The organism is Streptomyces sp. TAA040, from assembly GCF_000424845.1.
This window is the reverse complement of sequence record NZ_AUKR01000060.1, coordinates 1-2,880: the sequence shown is the minus strand read 5'-3', so window position 1 is coordinate 2,880 and position 2,880 is coordinate 1. Positions and strand designations below refer to the sequence as shown.

The 2,880-nt window shown below is 66.8% G+C and carries 2 protein-coding genes and 1 pseudogene; all 3 read left to right on the top strand.

Going from position 1 to position 2,880, the window contains the following annotated elements:
* A partial coding sequence (locus H300_RS32745) for a hypothetical protein (protein ID WP_486583996.1) occupies positions 1 to 254 on the top strand: 254 nt, incomplete at its 5' end.
* A gap of 450 nt (positions 255 to 704) precedes the next feature.
* On the top strand, positions 705 to 1,034 hold the full coding sequence (locus H300_RS0121610; RefSeq protein WP_028429046.1) for a hypothetical protein: 330 nt from the start codon (positions 705 to 707) through the stop codon (positions 1,032 to 1,034).
* Positions 1,035 to 1,285: 251 nt separating this feature from the next.
* Positions 1,286 to 2,744 (top strand): annotated as a pseudogene (locus H300_RS28550) (ISAzo13 family transposase).
* The last annotated feature ends 136 nt before the right edge of the window (positions 2,745 to 2,880 follow it).

Below are 2,880 nucleotides of genomic sequence, written 5' to 3'. Positions count from 1 at the left end.
TCAAGCGGCCCGAGGACCATGGCAGACGGCATCGGCAGCCGCCCACGGTCCGCCTCGCCAACCTGCCCACCCACACAACTCCAGCAAGATCAACTCAACGTCAGTGGCATTGCGTCAAGGCCCGCACCCGCAAGAACCCCACAAGCAAGTACGGACCCAACGCCGGACAGCACCCCCAGCAAGCACAGAACTACACCGTCCGCGCCGACATCGGATTCTTCGAGCACGGCCTCAGCAGCCGCTCACGGCGCTGACGCAACGGCGTTGGTGCTGGCATATTCCTTCGTTACGGTTTGGTACCTGAGTCGCCTGTTGTGCCCTTAGATCATGAAAACGAGGCAACCGTAGGGGGACGCCGACACCAGGCCCTGCACCACCAGTACGGAGGGACAGAGCGGATGCCTAGTCCGACAGCACGTCGAGTTCAGATATGGGTCGCCTGCATCGGGGCGGGGGCGGTGATCATTGCCGCGTTCATCACCGGTGGCTTCGGGCTTCTGAAGGGTGGGAGCAAGTCGAACTCGGACAACACCACTCAGATCGGATCGGGCAACGACGGCTCAGGGGAGGGAGGTTGCGGAGTCACGGTCGGAGGCGTGGGAGATGGCGACAGTAGCGTGACGTGTCCGCAGCCGTCGTCTCCTGTGCCCGATCGCTCGTTCTCCAACTCGAATCCCCCAACAGGCCAGGGACCGTGGCCGTACGTGGTCTTCAATACACGCGTCGAGGGCGAAGACCAGGGTCTGTTCATCAGGAGTTGCCCAGTTGAGTCGGGGTGCGTTCGGATTGGCCACAACCTCGGCACTCGCGTTCTGTACGCGGTCTGCCAGGCAGAGAACACGGGCTACCACGCCGGGTATCCCGAGGTTCCGGACACGTGGCTCAAGGTCAAGTGGCCCACTACCAAGGAATGGCGCAAGGGCGACCCCGAGCTGGACAGCACCGCGGACGCGCCCGAGTTCGGCTGGGCCTTCGCACACTTCACCACCCCGAGGGACCACAACGGCGCCATTCCGGCGTGCACCGGGGTGTGAACCGGCGTCTTCTCTCGACTGAAGGACTCGCCGCTCCGTAAGGGGGAACTTCATCTCGACCACCGAGTCGGATGTGAAAGGGCACGGCGCTTGCAAGTACTGGCAAGGCCCGCTGTACGGCGTCGACGTGGACCACGTCGACGCCGGCTCGGTACTGGGGGCCAGGGGCCTGCCGATCAATAACTTATCGGTTTTCATGGGCTGTTGGGTCGTAGGATGCGGGGGTGTCGGAGGGGACGAATGCAGAGTTGGTGGATGCGTTCGGGTTGTTGCTGCCGCATCTCGATGAGCGCCAGCGGCGACTGGCGCTGGGCGCCGCGGCCCGGGTTCTGGGCCATGGCGGGATCCGTATGGTGGCCGGAGCGGCCGGGGTAGCGGAGTCCACGGTGTCGCGCGGCAAGCGGGAGCTGGAGCACGCGGAGGAGCCCGCCGGCCGGGTCCGGGCACCGGGCGCGGGTCGGAAGCCCTTGCGGGAGGCCGATCCGGGTCTGATGCCCGCGTTGCTGGCGCTGGTCGAGCCGGACCAGCGCGGCGACCCGGAGTGACGCCCAGTTCCGCTACATCAACGACCAGGTCACGGCGTACCTCGCCGACGGGCAGCCGGTCATCAGCGTGGATGCCAAGAAGAAGGAGACGCTGGGTAACTACGCGGTGATCGGACGCGAGTGGCACCGCGCCGGACAGCCGGTGCAGGTCCGCGCGCACGATTTCCCCGAGAAGGGTGCCCAGAAGGCGGTGCCGTACGGAATCTACGACATCGGCGCGGACGCAGGCTGGGTGTCGGTGGGCTGCGACGGGGACACCTCTGCCTTCGCGGTGGCCACTTTGCGCCGCTGGTGGAACGGTGAGGGACGCCGCCGCTACCCGCACGCCTCCCGCCTGCTGGTCACCGCCGACGCCAAAGGCTCCAACGGCTACCGCGTGCGCGCCTGGAAGAGGGAACTCGCCGATTTTGCCCACGAGACGGGCCTTGAAGTGACTGTCTGTCACTTTCCACCGGGAACATCGAAATGGAACAAAATAGAGCACCGGCTGTTCTCACAGATCAGCATCAACTGGCGTGGTAGGCCCCTGACCAGCCACGAAGTCGTCGTCAGCACCATCGGAGCGACCACGACACGCAGCGGACTGCCCGTCCACGCCGAGCTCGACCCGGGCGCCTACCCCACCGGCGTCACCGTCCCCGACACCGTCATGCAACGCCTGCCCCTGACGCCGCACGAGTGGCACGGCACGTGGAACTACACCTTGCGCCCCGAACCGATCGCTCCCGAACCGCCCCCGCCCAGCCCTGCGTTCGGACGCTTTCCCACCGGCGACAAGCTCCCCATGTGGCTGCGGCACCCCAGCATCACCGGACTCGAACCCGCCGTCTTCGACGATCTCGCCGCCCGTTACCGGGCCTGGTGTGCCGAGCACCCGCCGATCCTCCTGCCCGGCAAACGCCCCGACGGCGGCCCCGGTGCCGGCGGCAGACGACTCTCCGTCTCCGACCAGCTTGTCGTCTTCCTCCTCACGAAGCGCTGGTCCATGGCCCAGACGCCACTCGCCGAGGCAACCGGCCTGGCCAAGAGCCGGATCGGCGCGACCCTCCGGGAGGCCACACCCGTGCTCACCGCGCTCGGGTACACGGCCCCGGTCGGCGCCCTCACCGTGACCACGGCACAACAACTCGCCGAGATCTCCGGGCACGACCTCACACCCCCGTAATCCTCACCAAGACCTAGGAGTTATTGATCGGCAGGCCCCTGGTCGTGGGGCGGCGGCGATGTTGTGGTGTTCGTCCAGGCGGAGCAGGGTGATGGCGGTGTTGCGCGGGCCGGTCATGGCGCGGGGTGTGTTGCCG